Origin of the sequence: Megasphaera sueciensis, from assembly GCF_050219315.1 — a bacterium.
In the GTDB taxonomy this organism is placed as follows: domain Bacteria; phylum Bacillota; class Negativicutes; order Veillonellales; family Megasphaeraceae; genus Megasphaera_A; species Megasphaera_A sueciensis.
The window spans coordinates 1,975,572-2,002,061 of the sequence record NZ_CP116939.1; the positions used below are offsets into that span (position 1 = coordinate 1,975,572).

At 34.7% G+C, this 26,490-nt stretch carries 21 protein-coding genes; 7 read left to right on the top strand and 14 right to left on the bottom strand.

Features of this window, described 5'->3' with window-relative positions:
- Positions 1-399 precede the first annotated feature (399 nt).
- Positions 400-1,131 carry an MFS transporter gene (locus tag NXG62_RS09520; protein WP_427112181.1) on the bottom strand — a complete coding sequence of 244 codons (732 nt, stop codon included), beginning with the start codon at positions 1,129-1,131 and terminating at the stop codon, positions 400-402.
- 136 nt (positions 1,132-1,267) lie between these two features.
- Between NXG62_RS09520 and istA the strand changes: the two genes are divergently transcribed.
- Both istA and istB read left to right on the top strand, forming a co-directional pair.
- Positions 1,268-2,809 carry an IS21 family transposase gene (istA, locus tag NXG62_RS09525; RefSeq protein WP_427112183.1) on the top strand — a complete coding sequence of 514 codons (1,542 nt, stop codon included), beginning with the start codon at positions 1,268-1,270 and terminating at the stop codon, positions 2,807-2,809.
- On the top strand, positions 2,803-3,582 hold the full coding sequence (gene istB, locus NXG62_RS09530; protein WP_427112184.1) for an IS21-like element helper ATPase IstB: 780 nt from the start codon (positions 2,803-2,805) through the stop codon (positions 3,580-3,582). Before istA ends, istB begins: the two co-directional genes overlap by 7 nt.
- Positions 3,583-3,587: 5 nt before the next feature.
- Here the strand turns inward: istB and NXG62_RS09535 are convergent, their stop codons facing one another.
- From NXG62_RS09535 to NXG62_RS09555, 5 genes are all read right to left on the bottom strand, one after another.
- A complete protein-coding gene (locus NXG62_RS09535) occupies positions 3,588-4,394 on the bottom strand; it encodes an MFS transporter (protein WP_427112185.1) in 807 nt (268 codons plus the stop codon).
- Positions 4,395-4,586: 192 nt separating this feature from the next.
- Entirely contained in the window at positions 4,587-5,225 is a 639-nt protein-coding gene (locus NXG62_RS09540; protein ID WP_427112186.1) for a response regulator, read from the bottom strand.
- Positions 5,226-5,229: 4 nt separating this feature from the next.
- Positions 5,230-6,630, bottom strand: a complete 1,401-nt coding sequence (locus tag NXG62_RS09545) for an ATP-binding protein (RefSeq protein ID WP_427112187.1) — start codon at positions 6,628-6,630, stop codon at positions 5,230-5,232.
- Positions 6,631-7,545 carry a PhnD/SsuA/transferrin family substrate-binding protein gene (locus tag NXG62_RS09550; RefSeq protein ID WP_322351588.1) on the bottom strand — a complete coding sequence of 305 codons (915 nt, stop codon included), beginning with the start codon at positions 7,543-7,545 and terminating at the stop codon, positions 6,631-6,633.
- 243 nt (positions 7,546-7,788) lie between these two features.
- Complete coding sequence (locus tag NXG62_RS09555) at positions 7,789-10,071, bottom strand: hydratase (RefSeq protein WP_427112188.1); 2,283 nt, start codon at positions 10,069-10,071, stop codon at positions 7,789-7,791.
- 479 nt (positions 10,072-10,550) lie between these two features.
- On the opposite strand from NXG62_RS09555, the gene NXG62_RS09560 reads away from it, so the two are divergent.
- The 4 genes from NXG62_RS09560 (at position 10,551) to NXG62_RS09575 (ending at position 15,359) form a co-directional block, all read left to right on the top strand.
- Positions 10,551-11,891: a citrate synthase gene (locus tag NXG62_RS09560; RefSeq protein ID WP_322351513.1), complete on the top strand. Its 1,341-nt coding sequence runs from the start codon at positions 10,551-10,553 to the stop codon at positions 11,889-11,891.
- A gap of 2 nt (positions 11,892-11,893) precedes the next feature.
- Positions 11,894-12,892 (top strand): isocitrate/isopropylmalate family dehydrogenase, encoded by a 999-nt coding sequence (locus NXG62_RS09565; protein ID WP_322351514.1) that lies wholly within the window; start codon positions 11,894-11,896, stop codon positions 12,890-12,892.
- A gap of 423 nt (positions 12,893-13,315) precedes the next feature.
- Positions 13,316-14,299 (top strand): lipoate--protein ligase, encoded by a 984-nt coding sequence (locus NXG62_RS09570; RefSeq protein WP_427112189.1) that lies wholly within the window; start codon positions 13,316-13,318, stop codon positions 14,297-14,299.
- Positions 14,300-14,399: 100 nt separating this feature from the next.
- The gene (locus NXG62_RS09575; RefSeq protein ID WP_427112191.1) at positions 14,400-15,359 is read left to right on the top strand and encodes an NAD(P)H-dependent glycerol-3-phosphate dehydrogenase; all 960 of its coding nucleotides are present in this window, start codon (positions 14,400-14,402) and stop codon (positions 15,357-15,359) included.
- A 163-nt stretch (positions 15,360-15,522) separates the two neighbouring features.
- Here the strand turns inward: NXG62_RS09575 and NXG62_RS09580 are convergent, their stop codons facing one another.
- Positions 15,523-16,761: an IS256 family transposase gene (locus tag NXG62_RS09580; protein ID WP_427112192.1), complete on the bottom strand. Its 1,239-nt coding sequence runs from the start codon at positions 16,759-16,761 to the stop codon at positions 15,523-15,525.
- Between the two features lie 89 nt (positions 16,762-16,850).
- A complete protein-coding gene (locus NXG62_RS09585) occupies positions 16,851-18,200 on the bottom strand; it encodes a hemolysin family protein (RefSeq protein WP_427112193.1) in 1,350 nt (449 codons plus the stop codon).
- 287 nt (positions 18,201-18,487) lie between these two features.
- On the opposite strand from NXG62_RS09585, the gene NXG62_RS09590 reads away from it, so the two are divergent.
- The gene (locus NXG62_RS09590; protein WP_427112194.1) at positions 18,488-19,672 is read left to right on the top strand and encodes a pyridoxal phosphate-dependent aminotransferase; all 1,185 of its coding nucleotides are present in this window, start codon (positions 18,488-18,490) and stop codon (positions 19,670-19,672) included.
- A gap of 108 nt (positions 19,673-19,780) precedes the next feature.
- Here the strand turns inward: NXG62_RS09590 and alr are convergent, their stop codons facing one another.
- The 6 genes from alr to recF form a co-directional block, all read right to left on the bottom strand.
- Positions 19,781-20,929 carry an alanine racemase gene (gene alr / locus NXG62_RS09595; RefSeq protein WP_427112195.1) on the bottom strand — a complete coding sequence of 383 codons (1,149 nt, stop codon included), beginning with the start codon at positions 20,927-20,929 and terminating at the stop codon, positions 19,781-19,783.
- Between the two features lie 111 nt (positions 20,930-21,040).
- Positions 21,041-22,210, bottom strand: coding sequence for a pyridoxal phosphate-dependent aminotransferase (locus NXG62_RS09600; RefSeq protein ID WP_427112196.1), 1,170 nt, complete (start codon positions 22,208-22,210; stop codon positions 21,041-21,043).
- An 80-nt stretch (positions 22,211-22,290) separates the two neighbouring features.
- Positions 22,291-24,210 carry a DNA topoisomerase (ATP-hydrolyzing) subunit B gene (gene gyrB / locus NXG62_RS09605; protein WP_427112197.1) on the bottom strand — a complete coding sequence of 640 codons (1,920 nt, stop codon included), beginning with the start codon at positions 24,208-24,210 and terminating at the stop codon, positions 22,291-22,293.
- Between the two features lie 73 nt (positions 24,211-24,283).
- Positions 24,284-24,529, bottom strand: coding sequence for a hypothetical protein (locus tag NXG62_RS09610; RefSeq protein ID WP_322351515.1), 246 nt, complete (start codon positions 24,527-24,529; stop codon positions 24,284-24,286).
- Entirely contained in the window at positions 24,510-25,388 is an 879-nt protein-coding gene (locus tag NXG62_RS09615) for a DUF721 domain-containing protein (protein ID WP_427112198.1), read from the bottom strand. The genes NXG62_RS09610 and NXG62_RS09615 overlap by 20 nt, the downstream gene beginning before the upstream one ends.
- Entirely contained in the window at positions 25,381-26,490 is a 1,110-nt protein-coding gene (gene recF, locus NXG62_RS09620; protein WP_427112199.1) for a DNA replication/repair protein RecF, read from the bottom strand. Before recF ends, NXG62_RS09615 begins: the two co-directional genes overlap by 8 nt.

Here is a 26,490-nt window from a genome sequence, read left to right on the forward strand (position 1 = left end):
GCCTTAACAAAAAAATTATTGCCGCACAAAGAAAAACACCACTTTTCGCTAGAAAAACGTGGCAAATTTGCAGTAGGTCTATCAATTTCTGATCGATCAAGAGAGGTAAAAGGCCGACAGATAGTTGGACATTGGGAACTTGATTCTATGGTTTCAAACCGTGGGAAAAACAAAGGTTGCTTTGCTGCTTTTGTAGAGCGAAAAACTTATCTGTATACAGTTCTAAAAATGTCTGACCGTATTGCTCCTAGTATGCAAAAAGCGATTGAAGTCTTTTTACACGAACTGTCGCACTTCACTTGACAATTCGCCAATATAAAAAAATCATAGCAACTTTTATTTTTTCCAGAATAGACAATGGAATAAAACATAAATTGCTATGATATAATATTTTTTACATTAATGAGATAATGAAGGAGAGGCAGATACTGCATCTTTTTCTTTACGGCGTTCTAAACTTTCTTTATGTAATTGTTTTGCACCATGATGCGTTAGCAAACAAAACAATATGCAAAGAATAACTGCTGCAAAAAGAATATAGAAACCACCATCCCAGCCAATATGATCCACAGCCACCCCAAAAAGACTAGTCCCAATAGATGCCCCTACAACATAGCTCATAAAACCACGTAATCCAACAGCTGAACCAACCGCATATGATGGGACTATTTCCATAGTCTGCACGGAAGCTAAAAATTGAGGAATATAAATCAAACAACCCACAATTGCTGCAAAAATTGTGGTTGTCGCCAAAGACTCACTTTTCCAATAGCCAATAATACAGAAAAAGATAAGTATCATACTAATAATAGCCGGCGGCATCCGATATCCTTTAAAGAATTTATCAGAAATAACTCCTGCAAAAATCGTTGACGGAATAGCTGCCCATTCAAAAAATAAAAACGCAACAGCCATTTCTGCTTTAGTAAACCCTTTAACTTGTAATAAATAAATGGGAAGCCATGTTAACATACCAAAACGAACGGTATATACAAAAGTATCAACAAAAGATACAAACCAAGCATTTTTATTTGGGAGAACATAGGTTTTAAATAACTTCCATGCACTCATATTTTCTGGAGCTTCATCTTGATTTTTCTCCATCATGTCGATATTTGTATATTCCAACAAAATAGTGCAGTCTTGCCGACAATTTAGTGCGTATCTTTCCGATAATTAAGTGCACTCATTTTCGATAACAGTGCATGCCCTATATAATGAAAATGGCACACATACGTGTGACTATCATTATTGGAGGTCGATAATCATGTTAAATTATCGAGAAATCATCAGGCTTAAAAGCCTGGGGTACAGCAACTTGCGTGTCGGCAACAGTTGTGGAAGTTCCCGGAATACTATCGCCGAAGTATGGAAATTAGCTCAAGACAAAGAGTTAACATGGCCAATTCCAAATAATCTTACAAATAAGGATCTATCTGCTATTCTCTACCCTGGACGACTCACGTCTCAAGGACGAAAACTCCCTGATTATGAGTATATTTACAAAGAGCTGGCGAAACCAGGAGTTACGCTTTCCCTGTTGTGGTCGGAATACTGTGAGAAATGTCGACATGAAGGAATGATTCCCTATCAGCATTCCCAATTCAGTGACAAGTACCATGCATACGCTGCTTCAAAGAAGGCAACCCTTAGGATAACAAGAAAACCGGGAGAAATCATGGAGGTCGACTGGGTTGGAAATACATTGTCTGTTATTGATGAAACAACAGGAGAAGAAATAAAAGCTTATGTTTTTGTGGCATGCCTACCATGCAGCCTTTACAGTTATGCCGAAGCATTTCCAGACATGAAGTCCAATCACTGGATTGAAGCCCATGTTCATGCTTACTCTTTCTTTGGTGGCGTAACCCGCATTCTTGTACCAGATAATCTCAAAACAGGAGTGATTAAAAACACAAGCACAGAGCTCATTTTAAACCATTCCTACCATGAGATGGCAGAACATTATGGCACCGCCATAATTCCAGCTAGGCCATTCACTCCACGAGATAAAGCTAATGCTGAGCGAACCGTTGGCGTTATTGAAACCTGGATTTTGGCAGCAATTCGCAACAGGAAGTGTTTTTCCTTTACGGAAGTAAATGCCGTAATCCTTGAAAAGCTTACAGAATTCAACAAAAAACCGTTTCAAAAGAAGAAAGGAAGCAGATTCACAGCATTTGAAGAGGAAGAAAAGGACTTCCTCATGCCACTGCCTGCTTCCCCGTATGAGACGGCTATCTGGTCGAAAGCCACCATACAACCCGATTATCTCATACCCGTCGGGAATTGCAAGTATTCTGTGCCATATGAATTTATTGGTAAAAAAATTGAGGTACGAACCACGGAAAAGACAATAGAGATGTTTTTCCATGGACAAAGAATTGCTTCGCATATCCGTAGAGCATACTCCCAAGAACCAATTTATGTACCTGAACATATGCCGGCAAACCACAGGCAGTATCTTGCATACAACAGTGAGAATTTTCTTAAATGGGGTGAAAACATAGGGGATAACGCGCTGCTTGTTATTAAAAACTTTCTATATATGCATAAGATAGAAAGACAGGGCTACAAATCCTGTGTTTCGTTAATGAGACTAGCAGACCGCTATTCTACAAACAGGCTCGAACAAGCATGCGGTACCGCTTTAACATATACCCCAAGTCCCAGCCTTAAAAATATTGCAACAATTCTTAAAAACGGTCTGGACAAAGTTAAGGTAAAGCCCCCGTCCTTACAATCTGATACATCTCACGGCATAACACGCGGTGCAGCATATTTCCGGGGAGGTAAAGAAAAATGTTAAAACAATCCACTGTTGATAAACTACATGATATGCGTTTGTCCGAAATGGCCGCTGTTTTTGAAGAACAATGCAATGATAAATATTTCGACAATCTCTCCTTCGAAGACAGAATCGGGATGATGATTGATCGAGAATGGACTAAACGCCAAAACACGAAGATGAACAAGCTTATTCATACAGCAGCATTTCGTTATCCAGATGCCTGCGTTGAAAATATTGAATACCAGCCTGACAGGAACCTTGATAAAGCACTAATTAATTCGTTTGCTACTTGCCAATACATTCGTGAAAGTCACCATATTATTCTGAAAGGAGCATCTGGAAATGGGAAAACATATATTGCCTGTGCCCTTGGCAATGCTGCCTGCAGAAACTACTTAAAGGTTCGGTATATAAGGTTGCCAGAGCTTCTGGATGAACTGGCAATTGCTCATGGTGAAGGAACATTTGAAAAGCTCATTAAATCTTACCAAAAAGTTGGATTGCTGATCGTAGATGAATTCTTGTTAACACCTTTATCCAGTGATCAGGCAAGAGAATTGCTAGAAATTATTGAAGCAAGAAGCGTTAAGGGATCTGTGATATTCTGCACACAATTTGAACCAGGCGACTGGTACAACAGGATTGGTACAGAAAGTGATGCCACCGTATCTGAAGCCATTATTGACAGGATTGTACACAACAGTTATGAAGTCTTTATTGACGGACAGGTTTCAATGCGCGAACGTCACGGGTTAAAACAATCTGCACAACAAAAAACATTAAGTTATTAAAAGGTTTACGACTGCATAGCTTCCGGGAGCACTGCACTGAATTTTCGGGAGCTATGCACTAAATTTCTAGAAAGGGGTGCACTAAAACTTCGGAAAGATTGCACTTTAGGAATGGAATATTCAATATTGTCATCTTCTGGCATAATATGCTGCAAATCAGGAAGTCCTTCATTTACAGGAGATCCTTTTACACAGTATAAAACAACAACAACCCCGATTAAAGCTACACAAGCTGGAACAATATAACTCGCTGCCTGCCAATTATCTTCACCAACTATAAAAAAACCAGCTGTAACAACAGGTGCTACAATACCGCCGCCAATATTATGAGATATATTCCAAAAAGCACCTACAATTCCTCGTTCTTTTTTAGGATACCATTTAGCCATAGATATAAAACAAGGTCCTACTCCCATACCCTGAAAAGTCCCTAATATAACAACTAATATAGTAAACGTCGTAAAATTAATACTAAATCCCATCAACACGTTAACTAATGCACATAAAATTAAGCCGAGAGCCATGAATTTCTTGGGATCTGCCTTGTCGGCCAAACTGCTCATATATCCTTTGCTAAGACCGTATGAAATCAGCATATAACTACTCAGCAATCCAATACTCGTAGCTGAAAGATTTAAATCAGCTTTTAAAAAAGGAGTAGACAACGCAAAATTATTTCGCACTACATAAAAACTGGCATATCCAATAATAATACCTATCAAAGTTAATAGCCTGTATTTTTTATACACGTCCATTACTTTATCTGCGGGTACTCGTACCGCAGATTTTTTTGGTTGTAAAAAGTTGAACATAGACTCACCTCATAGTAACTATAATATATACAGTAAAATTTACTTCCTTATAAGCGCGCTTTTCTATCTTTTTTTATTATAAAAAAATTATTAAAATTGCACTATCAGCGTAATTCTCAATTTACATAAGATTTTTCACTGTATACATCAGAATTTTTCTTAAAGCTATCCATATTCATAATAATATATATTTTATAATTCTGTTTTTAAAAGATTGTACTGCAAGGCCAATTTTACCAATTCATTTCGTTTTTTGCAGCCTAATTTTTCCATAATTTTTGTCTTATGTGTATCAATAGTTTTTACACTAAGATTCAACAACTTTCCAATCTCGGTGATAGTATAGCCATGCACCATATATTCAAATACTTCCAGTTCACGATGACTCAAGCATTTTACCGGATCTCGCCCATCTCCATCAAGTCCAGAAAACATAGATGTAAGAAGAGATTGTTCAGCATTTTTACTAAGATAAAAACGACCGGAAGCTACCGTACGCAACGCATCCAACAATTCATCATCCGCCGAAGCTTTTGGGATATACCCACTAGCTCCCAACAGCATCGCCTGCCGAATATAATTTTCATCTTCATGCATACTTAATATAAGAATCCGCAAGTCGGCACACATTCGTTTTGCTTGTTCAATAATTGCTAATCCTCCAACACCAGGCATAGAAAGATCCAATAACATAATCTCTACTTTATCCATGTACAATTTCTGCAAAGCTTCTTCTCCTGTAGCTGCTTCCATTGTTACGTTAAAATCGGTGTTGTTTTTTAATAATAATCGAATTCCTTTACGTATTAATGAATGATCATCTACTATCATTACGTTAAACATCCATATCCCTGCCTTTCGTTACAGCTTTTAATTGAATACGATATACTGTCATCCATTCGGGTTTTTCTGATGTAATTTGCATCGTTCCTCCCAATATCTGTATACGTTCCTGCATGCCATAAATTCCTAAATGATTTGTCTGCCGTGCTTTTTTAATAATTTCTTCTGTAACACCAATACCATTATCTTTGACAATTAACTGTATCCATTGTGTTCCTTCCAGATAAACCGATGCTTTTGTAGCATGAGAATGTTTGATAATATTTGTCAAGCATTCCTGAATAATCCTATACAAGGCCAAGCTAGTCATATCGTCCGGCTGCTGTTGCAAATGACAAATAAAAGTTACTGTTAAATTATTAAATTTTTGATACCCGGAAATTAAATTTCGAACAGCTGCTTCAATGCCTAATTCATCCAATGCCGGCGGTCGAAGTTCAACGGCTAAGTGCCGAAGTTTTTGTAAAATATGATAGGTTTCATCTCGGACAGCCAATATATATTCCTTCTGCTCTTGATCATCTACTTGATTTGCCAAAGCCCGAATAGATAGAATCAGCGCAGTTAAAGCTTGCCCGCTTTCATCGTGAATTTCCATGGAAATTCGTTTCCGTTCATTTTCCTGAACATTTAATAAATGTCCTAATAATTTTTTACGTTCTATTTCCCCCGCTTGTAATGACCCTGCCATATTATTCATAGCCATCGTCAATCGTCCGAATTCATCTCCTGAACGCACCGTTAACGGATGACTCGGAAATCCACCTGCAGAAATAGTTTCTGCCCGGTGAATCAATTTTTCCAATGGACGGGTAAAAATATGAGCTAGCTTATAAACAAACCAAGCACCCAATAATCCAACGGCTAACGTAATACATACAAGTTTAAAGAAATTCTTAGCCAACATCATAATCAGCGCTTTTTCATTAACACCCAATCTTATATATCCTAACGAACCATCTTCAATAGGACAAATGATGTCATCAATTTGTCCTATATTACTTTCAAACTCTAAAATATCATTTTCTGTGCTGTTTTTTTGAATATACGTATGTATCGGAAAAAGTTTTTCAGGAATACCATTTCGAAAAGTATGCGCCATAATTTTCTGATTAGGATCTACAATAAATATATATTCCACAAATTCATTATTATTTTTCGCCATATAAATTAATTCTTCCAAAGCATATAAATTACCCATTTGTATAGGCTCACTGCTAAGCTGAGATATTTCCATAGCAATAGATTTTCCGCGAGCTTCTAAATCTTGACGCATAACTTCTGACAAAGAACTCCATAAAATAAAACCCGATAAAAGACTAAAAACAAAAATAACACTTGCTACCATCACACTTAATTTACTAGCAATATTTAATTTGGCAAACCATCCCATTTATCCCACCTCCTTCTCATACCAATCTATGGTAGGATAAAGAGACGGTTCTGGTAAAATAAACTTATCGATCAAAAGATGATCCAACGCATCTTTTGCAGTTTTATCCTCGTGTATATGCAGCAAAACCTGCTGTATTTTTTTTTCGTCGATCAAACCTTTACGAGCAACAATAGGTCCCGTTCCCCTAGGTGGAAGAATTTCAATAATACGTATCTTGCTGGCAATTTGAGGACGATATTTCAACAAATAATCATAAGCAAGACTATCAATAGCTGCCCCTGCAACAAATTTTTTAGCTACTGCACGAATAGATGCATCATGACTATAGGTAAAAGAATAAGAATTGAAAAATACATCCTGTGTTATACCTATTTTTTGCAATCGAGCCTGCACTGAAAAAAATCCCGAATAACTCAACGGATCGACATAAGCAAAATTTTTTCCCCGCAGATCTTCAAAAGTATAATCCGTACTATCAGCTGGAACAATAATATAACTGTAGTAATATGGTAAATTATTTCTTTGCTGCATCGCTAACAGTGTCAATTCTTCTTTCTTGCCATATACACAATAGGCTCCCGTTGATAATAAACCAATATCTGCATCCCCTTTGTTTAATAATTGATTAATTTCAGCATAACTTTTGCGGCGCAGTACCAGTACCGGACGATTAAGCAATCTACCAATACTATCTGCTAACTGATTTTGATATTTAGCTGTATCAGCATGACTTAAAACAGAAACCATCGCAATTCGTAAAGGTACTTCTTTATTTTTTACTTGATACTCTGGAATGGCTTCTGTTTTATTAAAATCAATGATAGTATTATGTTTTGTATAATATCCCCAAAAACCTAATAGTATCAGTATTATAACTATAATACTGCCAATATATATTGCTTTTCTGTTCATAACGCACAATCCTCTACTATTTTATGTATATTATATATATATTATAACAAAAATTATAGGAAACATAACAATAGGAATTATACTGCTATATACTAGGATATTCATGTAAAAAATAGTAAGAATTATTCTTATACTTTATATAAAAAATACCGCACTCAAGATTGTAGTGTTCCCATAAAATTAGACCTAGAAATCTAGCTTATGGGGATCAGTACATAAGAGTGCGGTATTTTTTATATTACATTATCTATTCCGATTATAATTAATTAAACAACCTGCTTTTACAATTTTCTTTTCCTCAGCTGTCATTTCCGTAATATATAATGATATTTCCTTGATTTTATCTCCTATACTATACGCTTTAATACTTTTCATATCACCATTTAAGGCTTTTCGGATATGCGGAATATAAATATAGTCTCCCACTTCAAAAGAAGGACTTTCTTTCATCTGAAAAGGAAGCATTCCCCAGTTAATCACATTAGAACGATATCGTTTGGTAGCATATTCCTCACAAATATTAGCGAGGCCTCCTAATACGCGTTGACAACTGGCAGCTTGTTCCCGAGCAGAGCCATCTCCCGGTTTTACACAATAAATTACGCTTCCTATTTCTATGGAAGCAATATCTATAGTATCAAACGTTTCTTTAAGTTTAGTATATATTCTTTGTAAGTCAACATCAGCAGCAAAAATATTTTTTCCGTCTCTTCGTTCTTTTTCCACAAAACCAATTTTTTTTGCTTTATTTACATAATCCGGATCACGGCGAGATAATGTGAATTCTGCCAAACCTAATGGATTAGAACGATACGATGATGTTTCTCCAGAAGGAATTAATTCATCTGTCGTTGTAACAGAATCCATAATTTTTGAGCAAACCTTGAGAAGTATGTTATCAGATAAAGGAATCTGTTCAGGCCAATCTTTAATATTAGGACCGTAAATCAATTCACTATGTGGTTGTGCATTGCCAAATCCTTGATATACACGAATCTTATAGGAACTATCATCAAAATCATATTCCGGTACACTATACTCGTCTGCATATGCAGTCGCTGCGGTAAGAACTCCTCCATTAGCTGCTGTAGCTGCAATCGAACGCGCATCCATAAGAGCAACTGCAGAAAATTGACCTGATCCAGGTTTAGACCCTTCTCGATTTGGGAAGTTTCGGGTTGTATGGCGTATGCTAAATGCATTGTTTGCAGGAGTATCTCCTGCTCCAAAACAGGGACCGCAAAATGCCGTTTTAACAATAGCACCAGAAGCCATAAGTTTAGAAATAGCTCCTTTTTTTACCAAATCCATAAAAAGAGGCTGCGACGATGGATATACGTCCAGTGTAAATACGTCATTTCCACAATTTGCATTTTTAAGAATATGAGCCGCTTCCATGATATTTGTATAACAACCGCCGGCACAACCAGCAATAATTCCCTGTTGTACATGAAGTTTACCTTCAATAATCTTATCCATTAAACTGAAATGAATATCTGCATTAGAAAAACGAGATTTAATATTTTTTTCTGTTTCATACATGATATCCTCAAGATTTGCATTAAGTTCATCTATTTCAAAAGAATTACTGGGGTGCATCGGCATAGCGATCATTGGTTTAATCGTAGAAAGATCTATGGCTATAACCCCATCGTAATACGCTATTTCAGATGGTGTTAATTCTTGATAATCAGACACCCGTCCGTGCTTTGCAAGAAATTGTTTTGTATCAGTATCCGTACACCAAATAGAAGAAAGACATGTCGTTTCTGTTGTCATAACATCAATACCATTACGATAATCGGTCGTCATTGATGCTATTCCAGGACCTACAAATTCCATGACTTTATTTTTTACATATCCATTTTTAAATACAGCTCCAATAATAGCAATCGCTATATCCTGAGGACCCACGCCAGGATTAGGTTTTCCCGTAAGATAAACAGCAACAACTTCCGGATAGGTAATATCATACGTATCACCAAGAAGCTGTTTTACTAACTCACCGCCGCCTTCCCCCATAGCCATCGTACCGAGTGCTCCATACCGTGTATGACTATCAGAACCAAGGATCATTTTTCCACAGCCAGCCATCGTTTCACGCATATACTGATGAATAACAGCCATATGAGGCGGAACATAAATACCGCCATATTTTTTAGCAGCAGATAAACCAAATACATGATCATCTTCATTAATAGTTCCGCCAACAGCACACAACGAATTATGGCAATTCGTCAATACATACGGCAATGGGAACTTTTCCATCCCTGAAGCTCTTGCTGTTTGTATAATACCCACAAAAGTTATGTCATGAGAAGCCATTGCATCAAATTTTATTTTCAACGTATCTATAGTATCTGATGTATTATGCGCTTGTAATAAAGAATATGTGATTGTACCTTTTTTTGCTTTTTCCTTGGATACCGTTCTTCCTGTAAGAGACTGTATCTTAGTTGTATCCCTCTCTGATATCATTTTAATCCCGTTAATCAGATACGCGCCGCCTTCATACAAATTCACCATGTATATCCCCCCTACTAAAATTTATTTATTACGTTATATACATAAGACTGAAAAGCTGATATATCCTCTATAAAATAGTAATCAATCACTTTAATATAAATTTATATCTTACCATAAAGTCTATCAAATCCATCTTAGTTATGCAAGAAAAACAGTCCTTTATACTCTATATTCCTACTGTTAAACAGCATTATCTATTTCTAATTACGAATTTCAGTAATTCATTTTCATAATATGAAATTTATTGTAATAAAGTTCATATTACAACATAATTATACTTGGCTGTTTCTGTACCTATTTTCTGATTTTATTTTTTCATTTTTCTTTACATTTACCTAAATTATGCTATAATATCTTATATTCATCACATTTTAATCTTCTCTGAAAAGACATTTTTAAATTGAGTATTTATGAATTTTCACGAATATTAAAACTATTTCATTTTTTTTATTACATAACAAGAGAGGGGCATCTGTACAATGGATAAAAACATCTATTTAGCGCAGTTTTACGGCAAATCTCAAAATTATACCAATATTCCTTCACAATGGTATAAAAAATATGGCGTAAAACGGGGACTGCGCAACGAAGATCATACCGGCGTATTAGTCGGTTTGACGCGTGTTGCCGATGTTGTCGGATATCAACGTGCAGAAGATGGGCACAAAGTAGATATAGACGGTATACTATATTACCGTGGCATTGATATCCGTGAATTGGTTAAAAATGACCGCGATCACGGATATTTATATGAGGAAGCATCCTTTTTGCTTCTTTTCGGTTATTTGCCAACAAAGAATGAATTGAAACACTTTTGTACTGTTTTACAAGAAGGATATGATCTTCCCGATGATTTTTTAGAAGCTAATTTACTTCATAATCCCGGAAAAAATCTTATGAACAAGCTGCAGCATGCACTGTTGACATTATATAATTATGATCCGGATCCCGATAATACAGATGTTTATCAAACACTTCGCAAGGGTCTTAATATTATGAGCAAACTTCCGTCTATTGCTTGTTATGCTTATATGTCGAAAATTCATTATTATAATCGACAAAGTCTGATTATCCATTATCCGCGTAAAGACTATTCTACAGCAGAAAACATTCTCTATATGCTTCGTCCAGATAGTAAATTCACCGCTAAAGAATCCCGTCTTCTCGATGTAATGTTATTTCTTCATGCCGATCACGGCGGTGGTACAAATTCAACGTTTACCAATGTTGTTGTAGCATCCACTGATACCGACTTATATTCTACCATGGCTAGTTCTATCGGCGCTCTAAAAGGACCACGTCATGGCGGCGCTAATGTTAAAGTATCTGAAATGATGGAAAGAGTTATTGATACGATAGGAACAAAAGCTACGGATTCTCAGATTACCGATGTTATTCATCGTATTTTGAATAAAGATTTTCAGAATCATAGCGGCCTTGTCTATGGATTCGGCCATGCCGTATATACTTTATCCGATCCACGTGCAGAGATTCTTCGTCACTTTTGCGGAACCGTAGCTAAAGAAAAAAAAATGGAAGATATTTTTCACTTCTATCAACGTTTCGAAAAAATAGCCGTCCAAATCCTTTCAGAGGAAAAAGGTGCTAATATGTGCAGCAATGTAGATTATTATAGTGGTCTTGCGTATGCTATGCTGGGTATTCCGCGTGATCTATTTACACCACTTTTTGTAATCAGCCGTCTCGTAGGCTGGCTGGCTCATAATATTGAAAATAAACTCTATGATGATCGTATCGTACGGCCTGCTACAAAATATGTGGGAGATTTAATGGATTATATTCCTATGGAGGAACGATAACTATGACAACAATTACTGTATTTAAAGGAGATGGCATAGGTCCTGAAATCACGGATGCTGTCCTAACAATATTAGATGCTGCTCATTCAGGTATAACATATGAAATATTTAATGTTGGAGCCGCAGAATATGAAAAAAATGGTGCTCTTATTCCAGAAGCGGCATTTACTTCATTTGAAAAAAATAAAGTTCTTTTAAAATCACCTATCACCACTCCTATCGGTAAAGGATTTCGTTCTCTTAATGTTACGCTGCGCAATAAATATGATCTCTATGCAAATATCCGTCCGGCTAAAGCAAATGCCGCTGTATCCACTCCTTTTCCTAATGTAGATATTGTTACCTTTCGAGAAAATACGGAAGACCTTTACGTCGGCATAGAAAAGCAAATTGATGAAAATACCGTCCACGCCATTAAAATTATCACCCGTAAGGCAAGTGAACGTATTATTCGTGATGCTTTTGAATATGCCTTATCCCATGACCGTCATAAAGTCACTTGTGTACATAAGGCAAATATTCTTAAATTAAGTGATGGCATGTTTTTATCTATATTTAAAAAAATGGCTGCCTTATATCCTCAAATTGAAAGTGATGATAAAATTGTTGATAACGTATGTATGCAATTAGTAATGCATCCTGAATCGTTTGATGTCATGGTAATGCCTAATTTATACGGTGATATTGTCTCCGATCTTACAAGCGGGCTCATTGGTGGTCTTGGATTGCTTCCCTCCAGTAATCTTGGAACTGGATACGCCATGTTTGAAGCCGTTCATGGCAGCGCTCCTGATATTGCAGGAAAACATATTGCTAATCCTACAGCACTTCTTTGGTCTTCCTGTATGCTTTTAGAACATATCGGCAAAAATAATATCGCCGCTCATATTCGTATGGCTGTAGACGAAGTACTCTCCGAAAAACAATACATAACACCTGACTTAGGTGGAAATGCTTCCACTGAACAATATAGGGATGCAGTTATAGAGCATTTAAAATAAAAAAATCGTTTTAAGCCTAATCCGCTTAAAACGTATTTTTTTATAAAAACAGAAATAAGAATGAAAGAACCTAATTAACTTGCCCTAATCCTACAATAAAAATACTCCTACCGTTGTTATTAGAGCAGATACTCCTTTACGAAAGGTTATTTTCTCGTATAAAATAAGTTTCGAAAATATAACCATACTTATTCCATTAGATTGAAAATATTTATTACAATTTTACTTATTACATAAAAAACATCCCATATAGAAGTTTGTATAATAAGAGGACACCGGCCTATATACGGTTTCATAATATATTGCTCAATTCCATATACCATAAATCAAAAAGCATCTAAATTTATTTTATTTTTTTAATTAACATGCTATAATCAAAATTGTAATTTATGCAGAATATAGAGAAAGGCGGGTATTAATTATATGAATTTCATTGAATCACCCAGTACAGATCCATATTTTAATTTAGCCATGGAAGAATATGTTTTTGAAAAAATGGATAAAAACAAACAATATTTTATTCTTTGGCAAAATGACAATACCATTGTCATAGGCAAACATCAAAACACCGCAGAAGAAGTAAACCAAGCTTTTGTTGATGCTCATAATATTCATGTTGCCCGTCGTCTCTCCGGTGGCGGTGCCGTATATCATGATAAAGGAAATCTTAATTTCACGTTTATTGTAGACCAAAACCAAGCACCGGATTTTAATTTTAAAGTATTTGTCATTCCGGTTATTAATGCTTTGAAAAAAATAGGAATTCAAGCAGAATTTTCTGGTCGTAATGATCTGACCATTGAAGGTATGAAATTTTCTGGTAATTCCCAATATGCAAAAAAAGGACGATTACTTCATCATGGCTGTATTATGCTAGATTCCAATCTGACGAATGTAGCCGATGCTCTTCGTGTCAAACCTGCAAAATATGAATCAAGAGGAATTAAATCTGTACACAGCCGCGTTACTTGCATCAATGCCAATACAACGACTCCTATTACAATGGACAATTTTAAAAACTTGCTAAAAAGTGAAGTTTTTGCAGCAAATATTATGCATTCATTACTTTTTACAGAAAAGCAATTATACGAAATACAAGAATTAAGAAATAAAAAATATATCACATGGGAATGGAATTATGGAACGTCTCCTTCATATAATATGAAAAAAGAAAAAAAATTTTCTGCAGGATTAGTTAGTGTTTATATTCAATCTGAAAAAGCACGTATCAAAACGATCCGATTTTTTGGTGATTTTTTTGGAAACGAAGATCTTTCAGAATTAGAAGAAGCTATGCAAGAACTCCCCCTTGATCAACATCTGTTTGAAACGTTATCACTGCTTGATATAGGAAAATATATGAATGGGATTACTGCTAAAGACATTAATGAGTTAATTCTCTATTAATCTAAAAAATTTTAGTAAGGAAATCTTTTTCACTGAAATTTTTCTTACTCTTCTATATATGCATTTATTATCATTATATTTCATTAAGGAGTTTTTTTTTATGAAAATCTCAGTATTAGGGTGTGGTCGTTGGGGTACCTTTATTGCCTGGTATGCACATCATATCGGTCACGATGTACTAATTTGGGGACGTGAAAATTCTCCCCATTATCAAGAACTTGAAAAAACAAGAAAAAATGAATATCTAACACTTTCTTCAGATATTCATTTAACTCATAATTTAAAAACAGCTTTAAAAGAAGCAGATATTTGTGTCATTTCTATTAATTCTCAACAATTAAGAATTTTGGGAAAACAGATTTCTTCTACGAATATAACGTCAACCGTACCTTTTGTTCTCTGCATGAAAGGATTGGAAATCGGCAGCGGCAAAAGACTTACAACGGTCCTAAGTGAAGAAATCGGTATGAACTCTCCCATTGCTGTCTGGGTTGGCCCAGGACATGTACAGGATTTTTTATTTGGCATGCCAAATTGTATGATTATGTCTTCTCTTGATACTACTCTTACAAAATATCTTATACATGCCTTTTCCAGTCCTCTTATTCGTTTTTATTATGGAAAAGATTTATTAGGCATTGAAATCGGTGCAGCAGCCAAAAATGTAATTGGTTTAGCTGCCGGTATGCTAGATGGTATTGGATATAGTAGTTTAAAAGGAGCTCTTATGGCTCGGGGAACTCATGAGTTATCCTGTCTCATTGAAGCAATGGGAGGAAATCCTATGACTGTTTATGGACTTAGTCATCTAGGAGATTACGAAGCAACTTTATTTTCTGAACATAGTAATAATCGCCGTTTTGGTGAAGATTTAATTCTTGGAAAACCTTTTCATAAACTAGCTGAAGGGGTATATACTGTTCAAGCATTAATGGATCTTTCTGAAACATATCATGTAGAACTTCCTATCAGCAAGACCGTATATGAAATTATTTACAATCATACTGATCCTAGAAGACAATTAGAAAAATTATTTTTACGTTCTACTAAATCAGAATAAATGAAAAAAATTTCTCTGCGGTGTAAAAAACACCGCAGAGAAAGAGAGCGCGCCAAATTCTGTGTAAACTCCATATAGTGGTGCAAAATAATAAGAACGTACGAGTCAGCGGTTATATCGTTGGCTCGTTTTCAATATAACAACAAGGGCATGCCCCTGTCAATCAATTCGGCATCCGATCTGCAAAATACACCGCGAGTTGTGCATGAATCTTGCTCCAATCAGGCCGTCGGCCTGTCCATTTTTTAGTAATATCCATCATGGCTAAATACAGCCTTTTGAGCAAACTGTCATCTGTTGGGAATACAGACTTTGCTTTTGTTACTTTTCGCAGCTGCCGGTTAAATCCTTCGATGGCATTGGTAGTATAAATCAGTCGGCGTAATTCTTCTGGATACTTAAAATAAGGACTTAAATTTGCCCAGTTTGACCTCCAAGATAACGTAATGGATGGATATTTAGCATCCCAAGTTTCGGAAAAATGCTCCAGCGCTTCTAACGCTGCCGGTTCATCCACTGCGGCATAAATGGCTTTTAAATCGTGCATCAACGCTTTGATGTCTTTGTACGATACATATTTTGTCGAATTCCGAATTTGATGGATAATACAATTCTGGATTTCTGTTTGTGGATAAACGGCTTCGATGGCTTGGGAAAATCCCGTCAGGTTGTCGGTACACGCAATCAAAATATCGTCTACCCCACGATGTTTGATGCCATTGAGAATGGTCGCCCAGAATTTGGCACTCTCATTTTCACCCACCCACATGCCAAGTACCTCTTTTCGGCCTTCTAGATTGATGCCAATGGCAATATACACTGCTTTCTTGATGATTTGTCCTTCACTGCGGACAGGGTAATGAATCGCATCCAAAAATACAACGGCATACAGCGGTTCCAATGGCCGTTGTTGCCATTCTTTGGCAACGGGAAGTATTTTATCCGTAATACGGCTGATGGTGGTATCCGATACCTCTAATCCATAAATATTCTGAATAGGTGTTTCCATATCACGAGTCGTCATGCCCTTAGCATACATCGATATAATCTTTTCTTCTACGTCGTGGCTGATACTGGTTTGATTCTTTTTCAGGATCACCGGATCAAAATCTCCGTTGCGGTCTCGAGGAACCGCAATGTCCACATTCCCGAAACTGGTACGCAGTGTCTTAGGACTATGCCCATTGCGACTGTTGCTTGTATCCTTGTTCTTGTAGTCATATTTGCTGTACCCTAATTCATCATCCAGTTCAGCATCCAATCCGTTTTCCATAAATTCAGCAATCGTATCTTTGAATAAATTTTGGATATCATCCATGCTGGTGATGTTGCTCATTTGCAACAATTCACGAATTTTGGCACGACGTTCCCTTTCTTCTAGACTGCGTTTTCTTTTTACCATAATAAAAACCTCCGTATGATGTAATTTTATTTTACACCACACGAAGGTTTACACAAAATTTGGGATTGTCCCCAGAGAAATTTTTTTTCTTATTCTTCTTCTTTTTCTTTTCTTGTAACTAATAATTTATCAACCCGAAGATTATCCATATCCATAACTTCAAAAGTAAACTCTTTCCAAATATAGATATCTGTTTCTTTCGGTATCCGCCCCATTCCATATGTAACCAATCCAGCCAAAGTCTTATAAAGATCTTCATCTTCTTCTGGTAATTTTTCATCAATATCAAAAAAATCCTTAAATTCTTCTACTGTAAGTAATCCTTCCATCAGCCATTCATTAGGTCCTCTCTGAATAATGCGATTTTGTTCTTCTCTTTTTTCTTCCTCACCTGCTGGCATAATGCCAACAAGTTCTTCCAATACATCATGAAGAGTTAATATGCCACTAAAATTACCATATTCATCAAGAACGGCAGCTTCATGTACCCCCTGTTCTTTAAATGAATGAACAACTTTCATTATATCCATAGATTCAGGAATAAACATAGGTCGATGAACACATTTTTCTAATAATGCATGTATGTGTATTATTTTTTTTTCTTTTGTCGTATCATAATACGTAATAAACATGTCATTAATAGATACGAAGCCAAGAAATTCATCTAGAGAACCTCTGCCTACAGGCAACCGAAAATGATTAGCATCCAAAAGTTCTTTCATAATTACCTGTTCAGTATCTTCTATATCAATCCAATCAACTTGTGTACGGTTAGTCATAATATCACTAGCATCCATATCCGCTAATCTAAATACTCGGTCAACAAGTTCCGGTTCTTCTTTTTCAAAAGCTCCCAATTCTGCTCCTTGTTCTAAAAGAAGTTTTATCTCATCTTCTGTAACAGGTATATCTTTAACTTTTTTAGTTCCCAAAAAAGCAGTAACAAAAGAGGTAGAAGCAGATAAAAACCAAACAATAGGTGTACATACACGTGAAAAAAACAACATAGGACGAGCAATAATACAAGCGATACGCTCTGGATTATCTATAGCAATCCTTTTTGGAACCAATTCACCTATAACCAAAGTAAAATATGTGATGCCAGTTACAATAATAATCATACTTATCGTATATGCATGCCCTTGTAAAAAAGTAATTTTTTCTACATAATGAGATAAAGGACCAGCCATAGCCGTTCCGCCATATACCCCTGTTAAAAGACTAATAAGCGTTATTCCAAATTGAATCGTCGAAAACATTTTATTAGGATTTTCTCTTAATTTCAATACAACAGCAGCGCTTCCGCTGCCTTCATCAGCCATAGATTCCAACCTTGTTTTACGACAACTTACGATAGCCATTTCTGACATAGCAAAAACCCCATTGGCAACAATAAGCAATAAGATAACCAATATTTCTTCACCTAGGGAGTATTCCACTATAAATCACATCCTTATTCGATATATAAATAGTTTATTAATAGTATAGTATCTTTTTTTCCTTCTTCCTGCAACTCCTCCTTCAATAAAAAATATAATACTTGATTTTAATTTCTACTGTTTTTAATCACCAACTTTAACATTTTTTATACAATACATACTGTTTTTATTGACTAATATCCTTTAACATGATACTGTTTTATATAAAATAATATATTTTAACTATGAACAAAGAGAGATATTCTATAACAATTTCTTTGTTTTTTTTATAAAAAGGAGGTATATATGTGTTAAAAGAAAAATTAGCTAAAAGAATGAAAGCATTCCCCATATCAGGAATCCGAAAAGTACAAGCGGAGGCAAAAGAATTAGAATCACAGGGCCAGCACATTATCCATATGGAAATAGGTATGCCTGATTTTGATACACCAGAATATATAAAAAAATCATGTATTCAAAGTATAAAAGACGGACATGTATTTTATACAGTCGGTGCCGGTCTATTAGATTTAAGAAAAGCTATCTCAAAAAAATTAGAGAAGGAAAATCATCTTATTTATTCTACAGATGAAATTGTTGTTACCATTGGCTTATCTGCTGGCATTTTTACTGTATATGCTGCACTACTTGATAAGGAAGATGAAGTTCTTATTCCAAATCCTGTATATCCTCCATATTTAAATATTCCTCATTTATTAGGAGCAAAAACCATAGATTATTCCTTACTGGAAATAAACAACTATCAGCCGGATATAACTGAAATAGAAAATAAAATCACTAAAAAAACAAAAGCTATTGTTATTATTTCACCTAATAATCCATTAGGAAGCATACTTACTTATGATTCCTTACAACATATAGCACAACTTGCAATACAATACAATTTAATAGTTATTACTGATGAGATTTATGAACGTATTTTGTTTGATAAGGCAACGCATTATAGTATTGCTTCTTTTCCTCATATGAAAGAACGTACCTTAACACTCAACGGTTTTTCAAAAGCATATTCTATGACCGGATGGCGTCTTGGTTACATTGCCGGACCTAAAGAAATTATGCCGGACATTAATAAGTTGCATGGTCATATGAATTCTTGTGCCACTACATTTGTACAAGATGCTGCCATAACCGCACTGACAGAAGAACATGACGAGGTTGAAAAAATGGTAGCTGCATACCAACAGCGAAAAGACTATCTTGTACAAAACTTAAATAAAATAGAAGGAATCAGTTGTACCAATCCACAAGGTGCTTTTTATTTATTTTTAAATATAAAAAAACTTGGAATGACTTCTGAAGAAGCAGCAAGTTATTTTCTTCATACGGCACATGTAGCACTTGTCCCTGGAACTGTATTTGGTTCCAACGGTGCCGGTTATATCCGTATGTCTTTTGCAAACAGTATGAAAGAAATAAAAACTGCTTGTTACCGTATACAAACTGCTGTAGAAAAATTAAAAAATAAATAGTATCAATAACATACAATCTCCTATATAAAGAAAGGACAGTATCTATTTTTAATAGTCTGCTGTCTTTTTTTTATATTACTTGCATATTAAAAATGTTAAAATTTTTGATTAATCCTGCAAATATTCTCGATTAGCTACTACTTTTCCATTTCTCGTATAAACACGAGGCACACGTCTGGCTAACATGCAAATAATTTCATAATTAATAGTTCCCAATATGTTTGAAAGTTCTTCAACTGGAAGTTCTGTCCCCTCTTGTTTGCCAAATAAAACAACTTCGTCATCTATCTTTATATCAGGAACAGTTGTGACATCAATCATACATTGATCCATACATATATTACCTACCTGAGGAACTCTTTTTCCATGAACTAATACTTCCGCCTTATTTGAAAGCATACGGGTATAGCCATCTGCATACCCTACCGGAAGAGAAGCTATGCGCGTAGGCTTTTCAGCAATAAATTTTCGACCATAACTGACACTTTCCCCTGCATCAATAATTTTTATATGATCTACACAACATTTTAATGACATAACTGTTTTAAGATTAAATCTTTTAATATCTACTTCATCAGAAGGTGCTAAACCATACATAATAATTCCAGCTCGTACCATGTCATCATGAAATTCTGGCAAATCAAGAATAGCTGCGCTATTACAACAATGATGAATATGAATAGACACCCCTTCCTCTTTCAACCGTTGGCATATCCATTTAAATTTTTTATATTGTTCTCTTGTATATGCTTTATTTTGAATATCAGCAACTGCAAAATGTGTAAATATTCCTTCTAAAATAACATTAGGTAATTTGCTTATTTTTTTTATTTCTTTGATACTTTCTTCTGTAGGTCTATACCCAATACGTCCCATACCGCTATCAACAGCAATATGCAAACTAACAGGACGATTCTGACGCACAGCTTCTTTTGAGAAAGCCAGAGCATCTTCATAATGAAATACAGCGGCATCTACCCCAAAATTAATTAATTCTTCTGCTCTTTTACCGGTTGTAGAACCCAAAATAAGTATTTTAGCTGTAATTCCCGCTTGTCGTAATTCCACTGCTTCATCTAATACAGATACAGCTAGTCGATCGGCCCCATTGGACAATAATTCCTTTGATGCAACTACAGCACCAGCACCATATGCATCTGCCTTTACTACAGCTGTAATTAACGTATTAGGACTAACAATACGTCGAATTTCCTTCATGTTATTATCTAAAGCATCCAAATCTATTTCAACCCACATAGGTCTTCTCTTTTGTATATCCAAAATAAGTCACCTCATAAAAGAAAAATTTCAAAATAATATCTTTATAGAATAAATACAAGATATTCTATCATTCTATATTTAAAAAAGCTATTTTCTTTTTTGAATAATTTTTTTCATTTTTTCTAATCGATTTAAAGCTTCATATAATGTTTGATCACTCTTAGCAAAATGAAGACGAATTAAATTATATACCGGTTCCTTAAAAAAAGAAGAACCAGGAACTGCACCTACACCAACATCACGAGCCAAAAGTTCACAAAACTCCAAATCATTATCAAAACCATATTCTGATATATCTAAAAGAATATAATATGCACCTTGTGGATTAGTATGAGAAATACCCAATGTATCTAATCCATCCATCATAATAGTACGCTTATGCGTGTACATAGATAATAAATCATCATAATAAGACTTTCCAAACTTTAACCCTACTATAGCAGCTTCCTGTAATGGACTTGCAGCCGCTACAGTAAGAAAATCATGAATTTGCTTAGCCCCATTAATAATAGCAGGAGGTGCCATAATATATCCTAATCTCCATCCAGTTATAGAGTATGTTTTTGACAAAGAACCACAAGTCAATGTCCGTTCATACATTCCCGGAAGTGTTGAAAAATAAGTATGTACGTAAGGCTTATATACAATATGTTCATATACCTCATCAGTAATAACAAACGTATCATATTTTTTTGCTAAAAAAGCAATATATTCTAATTCTTCTTTTGTAAATACTTTACCGCAAGGATTAGATGGATTACATAAAATGAGAGCCTTAGGCTTTTTTTTAAATGCTTCTTCTAGCTCTTCATAATTAAAATCAAATAAAGGAGGATGTAAAGGAACATAGATAGGATCCGCACCTGAAAGAATTGTATCAGCACCATAATTTTCGTAAAAAGGAGAAAAAACAATAATCTTATCACCTGGATTCGTAACAGTCATAACAGCAGCCATCATTGCTTCTGTACTTCCACATGTAACTACAATTTCCTTCTCTGGATCTATTCTTTGTTTCGTAAAACAATAATGATATTCAGATAAAGCCCTACGAAAATTTTCAGCACCCCAGGTGAGACCATACTGATGTGGTCCTTTTTGAGCTACTTCAGATAATCGATCTAAAATTTCTTGCGGCGGTGAAAAATCAGGAAACCCCTGGGATAAGTTAATAGCATGATATTCTTCGGAAATTCTTGTCATCCGTCTAATAACAGAATCAGTAAACAATGAAATTTTTTTTGAAAGCTCTGGCATACTATTCTCCTCCTTTTTAATTTTAAATCAAAAAGACGTCACTACTATAAGCTGACGTCTTTGTCACAAATAAAAAAACTTTATAAGTCAAGATTACGCACCTTTTTAGCATTATCTTGAATAAACTTACGACGTGGTTCTACTTTATCTCCCATAAGAACGGAGAAAATATGATCAGCTTCCACAGCATCTTCTAAATGAACTTTCAACATTGTTCTATATTCTGGATCCATAGTTGTTTCCCATAATTGCTCTGGATTCATTTCACCTAACCCTTTATATCTTTGAACAACAATACTATTATCATTTCCCAATTCATTTAATTTAGCTTGCAACGCATCATCATTATAAAGATACCATACAGATTTACCTTTTCTAACCTGATACAAAGGAGGTTGAGCAATATAAACATGTCCCTCTATAATAAGCGGTTTCATAAAACGATAAAAAAAGGTTAATAATAATGTACGTATATGTGCTCCATCAACATCAGCATCTGTCATGATAATAATTTTATCATATCTTCTTTTACTAAGATCAAATTCTTCACCAATACCCGTTCCAAACGCTGTAATCATAGAACGAATTTCTTCATTTGCCAATATTTTATCCAAACGCGCTTTTTCTACATTAATAATTTTTCCGCGTAGTGGTAGAATTGCTTGAAATTTACGATCTCTTCCTTGTTTAGCACTACCACCTGCAGAATCACCTTCTACTAAATAAATTTCTGTAAAATCTGAATTTTTTTCTGAACAATCAGCAAGTTTTCCCGGAAGACTGCTGATTTCCAAAGCATTTTTTCGTCGTGTTAATTCTCTGGCACGACGAGCAGCCTCACGAGCTCTTGATGCTGCTATTGTTTTTTCAATAATTCTCTTAGCTTCATTTGGATGTTCCTCCAAATACTCTTTTAATCCATCGGAAAGAATTGTATCAACAATCCCTTTAACTTCACTATTTCCCAATTTTGTTTTTGTTTGTCCTTCAAATTGAGGTTCTCTCACTTTTACGCTGATAACAGCTGTAAGGCCTTCACGAACATCGTCGCCGGACAAGTTTTCTTCATTATCCTTAATAATACCATTTGTACGTCCATAATCATTAATAGTACGAGTTAGTCCTGAACGGAACCCACTTAGATGTGTTCCACCTTCTTCTGTAAAAATATCATTAACAAATGAAAGAATATTTTCACTATATCCATCGTTATATTGCATAGCAACATCAACAATAACTTTATCTTTTTCGCCGTCAATATTAATTACAGTAGGATTAATAGCCTGTTTTTCATGATTTAGAAATTCAACAAATGAAATAAGGCCGCCTTCATAACAATATATTTCCTGCCGTCCTTCTCCGCGTTTATCTGTTAATGTAATATGCAACCCTTTATTTAAAAAAGCTAATTCACGAAGTCTTGTCTTTAATGTATTAAAATCATATACTGTTTCCGGAAAAATTTCATGATCAGGTTTAAACATAACTTTTGTTCCTGTTTCTTCATCTTTTTCCAATAAACGTATTTTTTTCAATGGAGAATCCGTTATACCTCTAGTAAAACTAATATTCCATAAATATCCATCCCTTTTTACTTCTACATTAGTAAAAATACTTAAAGCATTAACAACAGAAATACCTACCCCGTGAAGTCCTCCTGAAATAGGATATCCTTCACCACCAAATTTACCTCCAGCATGAAGTACAGTTAACACAACTTCTACTGCCGGTTTTCCAACTTTATGCATAGCAACAGGTATGCCACGTCCATTATCAACAACAGTAATACTATTATCTTCTTCGATTGTTACTTCAATATGACTGCAGTATCCAGCTAACGCCTCGTCTATACTATTATCAACAACTTCATAAACGAGATGATGAAGACCCCGGGAAGAAGTACTTCCAATATACATACCAGGGCGTTTGCGTACAGCTTCTAATCCTTCTAACACTTGAATTTGTTCCGCACCATAATCTATTTTTTTGTCTTCCGACATGAATTAATTCCTCCTATCCATTAACTGGAAATTATATTAATTATACTATATTTTACTGTATTTTAATATAGTTTTATGAAGAGAATAGCTGTTTATACCTGCATATAATAGTTTCTAATGTAATAGGTGTACCATACAGATACTCCTCCGTCACAATATAACATCTAACATCTTTTATATTTCCACTGCCAAGTATAATCAATTTTTTATAATAATGTTCTAACGGATTAGATTTTTCCGTTTTCTTCGGGTGTACTTTAAATATAGCTAAAATTTTTTTTATATCTACCATTTGATTATCACCGATATGAAGATACATTCTTATTTCTCCTATATTTCTCCGTTAAATTTTTTATAAATTTCTCTGTCAACTCCGAAGGTTCTTTTCTTACTATAAATAATGCTAAAAATAAATCATCTTCCTTAGTATCACTATCTGTACATATTTTATCAATAAGACGATAAATACAATCCCGTCGTACTTCATTGTACAATAGCTCACTGCAAGAAATTTGTTCTTGCAAATCTTTATAAGACAGCCAGGGAATTTGCATCAATATATCATATATATCTTTCTTTATTGCCTGTTTTTCTTTTAAACGACATAAAAAACACAGCTTTTCTTCCTCTTTTATCCAACGTCCGCATTTAGGACATGTAATAAATTTTTCTGAACGATACGCTGTCTTTCTTTTTTCTTGAGAAAAACGTAATTTTCTCATTTTTTCTTTTAAATTATCCGGTAAATATTCTGTTTCTTGATTTATTTTTTCTACAACATCATCACATAAAACAATATTTTTTATATTTATTTCAGGAAATACTTTTTCTTGAACACCATCTTCCATTTCATATACAGGAAGATCATTTTTTTTTCCACTGCGTAAAAAAATAATATCCTGAACTATTTTTTCCTTTGCATAATTATTAAGATTATCAATTATCTTTTTTTTATAAAGGAATAAATGATTCATCCATACAGAATTCAATACACCAATAACTACCGTATTTTTTTTAAATTCCCTGATATAGGAATATTTAGCAATCTGTGGTCCCATAATATATTTCCAATGAGTTTTTATCTGATACATTTTGTAGGGAAATAATAGTTTATTTTTTTCCAACACATCGGGAATTGATATACCCGCCTTATCCAATCTACTAATACGCTTATCCATAGGATTTAACTCTTCCTCCTTCGAGACAAATAAAGGAACATCCTTCAATTGATCTAAACATATCAGGATTTGTTGTGGTAATCACGGTTTGAATACGATTACGAACAAAATTTAATAATGATTTTTTACGAAATTCATCTAATTCACTCATTACATCGTCAAGAAGCAGTATCGGATACTCACCTACTTCCGATTTTATATACTCCAATTCCGAAAGTTTCAATGATAGAGCAGCCGTTCGCTGCTGACCTTGAGATCCATATTTTTTTATATTATACCCATTAATAAAGAAGGATAAATCATCACGATGAGGTCCTACTGAAGTAGACATATGATATATATCCTGATCTAATTTTTTTTTCAACAACTTATAATACCATGCAGGACTTACTCTATCCTGTATAGTATCCTGCGACATCAAAAAATAAGATTGGTCATATGATAAATCTAATTTTTCCTGGTTTTCAGTTAAACGTCTATGAATAATTCCAGACAAAAATCCAATTTTATGGAGTGCTTCTAAACGTTTTTTCACGATAAAAGCAGCAAACTCGGAAATTTGTGTATCCCATCCTTCGAGTATATTTTTATTTACAGATTTCATTGATTTTAGCAAAAGATTACGTTGAGAAACAGCCCTATTATATTTTATTAAAGTATGATAATAAGAAGGATTGACCTGTGATATTTCCATATCCATAAAATGCCTTCTCAGTGCCGGACTCCCTTTAACAAGTTGTAAATCCTCAGGAGAAAAAAGAACTTCGTTAAGAGTGCCTACTAATTCTCTCTGCGTAACTTTTGTTTCATTAACCCATAATTTTTTTTTATCCATTGTTGACAATATAATTTTTATCTGCTGTTCTACATTATTTCTCATAAAAGAAATAATAATACTAGCATCCTTACATTGAAAATGGATTAAATCGCTATCAACTATCCCACGATAAGACTTTCCCATACCTCCAAGATACAGTGCTTCCAATATATTTGTCTTCCCTTGTCCGTTTTTTCCATAAAGAATAATAATAGATTGAGGAAAATTAATTTCTTCATCAATATAATTTCTAAATTGATGCAAACGCAGTGACTGAATTATCAT

Bases quoted from the DNA above. Each gene is read 5' to 3' on its own strand.
- istA (WP_427112183.1), top strand. From the start codon at position 1,268: ATGTTAAATTATCGAGAAATCATCAGGCTTAAAAGCCTGGGGTACAGC.
- istB (WP_427112184.1), top strand. From the start codon at position 2,803: ATGTTAAAACAATCCACTGTTGATAAACTACATGATATGCGTTTGTCC.
- NXG62_RS09535 (WP_427112185.1), bottom strand. From the start codon at position 4,394: ATGTTCAACTTTTTACAACCAAAAAAATCTGCGGTACGAGTACCCGCA.
- NXG62_RS09540 (WP_427112186.1), bottom strand. From the start codon at position 5,225: ATGATAGTAGATGATCATTCATTAATACGTAAAGGAATTCGATTATTA.
- NXG62_RS09545 (WP_427112187.1), bottom strand. From the start codon at position 6,630: ATGGGATGGTTTGCCAAATTAAATATTGCTAGTAAATTAAGTGTGATG.
- NXG62_RS09550 (WP_322351588.1), bottom strand. From the start codon at position 7,545: ATGAACAGAAAAGCAATATATATTGGCAGTATTATAGTTATAATACTG.
- NXG62_RS09555 (WP_427112188.1), bottom strand. From the start codon at position 10,071: ATGGTGAATTTGTATGAAGGCGGCGCGTATCTGATTAACGGGATTAAA.
- NXG62_RS09560 (WP_322351513.1), top strand. From the start codon at position 10,551: ATGGATAAAAACATCTATTTAGCGCAGTTTTACGGCAAATCTCAAAAT.
- NXG62_RS09565 (WP_322351514.1), top strand. From the start codon at position 11,894: ATGACAACAATTACTGTATTTAAAGGAGATGGCATAGGTCCTGAAATC.
- NXG62_RS09570 (WP_427112189.1), top strand. From the start codon at position 13,316: ATGAATTTCATTGAATCACCCAGTACAGATCCATATTTTAATTTAGCC.
- NXG62_RS09575 (WP_427112191.1), top strand. From the start codon at position 14,400: ATGAAAATCTCAGTATTAGGGTGTGGTCGTTGGGGTACCTTTATTGCC.
- NXG62_RS09580 (WP_427112192.1), bottom strand. From the start codon at position 16,761: ATGGTAAAAAGAAAACGCAGTCTAGAAGAAAGGGAACGTCGTGCCAAA.
- alr (WP_427112195.1), bottom strand. From the start codon at position 20,929: ATGTGGGTTGAAATAGATTTGGATGCTTTAGATAATAACATGAAGGAA.
- NXG62_RS09600 (WP_427112196.1), bottom strand. From the start codon at position 22,210: ATGCCAGAGCTTTCAAAAAAAATTTCATTGTTTACTGATTCTGTTATT.
- gyrB (WP_427112197.1), bottom strand. From the start codon at position 24,210: ATGTCGGAAGACAAAAAAATAGATTATGGTGCGGAACAAATTCAAGTG.
- NXG62_RS09610 (WP_322351515.1), bottom strand. From the start codon at position 24,529: ATGTATCTTCATATCGGTGATAATCAAATGGTAGATATAAAAAAAATT.
- NXG62_RS09615 (WP_427112198.1), bottom strand. From the start codon at position 25,388: ATGGATAAGCGTATTAGTAGATTGGATAAGGCGGGTATATCAATTCCC.
- recF (WP_427112199.1), bottom strand. From the start codon at position 26,490: ATGATAATTCAGTCACTGCGTTTGCATCAATTTAGAAATTATATTGAT.